Source organism: Pseudomonas sp. GW822-FHT06B12, assembly GCF_058799675.1.
This window is the reverse complement of record NZ_JBXALR010000028.1, coordinates 1-806: the sequence shown is the minus strand read 5'-3', so window position 1 is coordinate 806 and position 806 is coordinate 1. Positions and strand designations below refer to the sequence as shown.

The following is an 806-nucleotide window of genomic DNA, read 5'->3' as shown; positions in this document are numbered from 1 at the left end:
ACCATCACCGGCACCAACGATGCGCCGGTGGCGGTGGCCGATACGGCCGCCGGCACGGAAAACCAGACCCTCACGATTGACGTGTTGGCCAACGACACCGATGTCGACGATGGCCATCTGTTCACGCTGAACTCGGCGAGCGCGCCGGCGAACAAGGGCACGGCCAGCGTGGTCGGCAACCAGCTGCTGTTCAACCCGGGGAGCGACTTCGATCACCTGGCGCAGGGTGCGGTCGAGCATGTGACGCTCAATTACCAGATGCAGGACGAACACGGGGCGCTCTCGAGCTCCACGGTGGACGTGACCATCACCGGCACCAACGATGCGCCGGTAGCAGTGGCCGATACGGCCGCCGGCACGGAAAACCAGACCCTCACTATCGACGTGCTGGCCAATGACACCGACGTCGACGACGGCCATCTGTTCACGCTGAATTCGGCCAGTGCGCCGGCAAACAAGGGCACGGCCAGCGTGGTCGGCAACCAGCTGCTGTTCAACCCGGGGACTGACTTCGACCACCTGGCGCAGGGTGCGGTCGAGCACGTGACGCTCAACTACCAGATGCAGGACGAACACGGGGCGCTCTCGAGCTCCACGGTGGATGTGACCATCACCGGCACCAACGACGCGCCGGTGGCAGTCGCCGATGTGGCCGCCGGCACAGAAAACCAGACCCTGACCCTCGACGTGCTGGCCAACGACACCGATGTCGACGACGGCCACGCGTTCACCTTGGTCAGCGCCAGCGCGCCGATCGGCCAGGGCAGTGCCAGCGTCGCGGGCAACCAGCTGGTGTTCAACCCGGG

At 65.8% G+C, this 806-nt stretch carries 1 protein-coding gene; it reads left to right on the top strand.

The window, feature by feature from the left end; all coding sequences use genetic code 11:
• Nucleotides 1–33: 33 nt before the first annotated feature.
• The coding region (locus AC1RKH_RS28090; protein ID WP_493184061.1) for an Ig-like domain-containing protein at nucleotides 34–806 on the top strand (773 nt) is incomplete at its 3' end.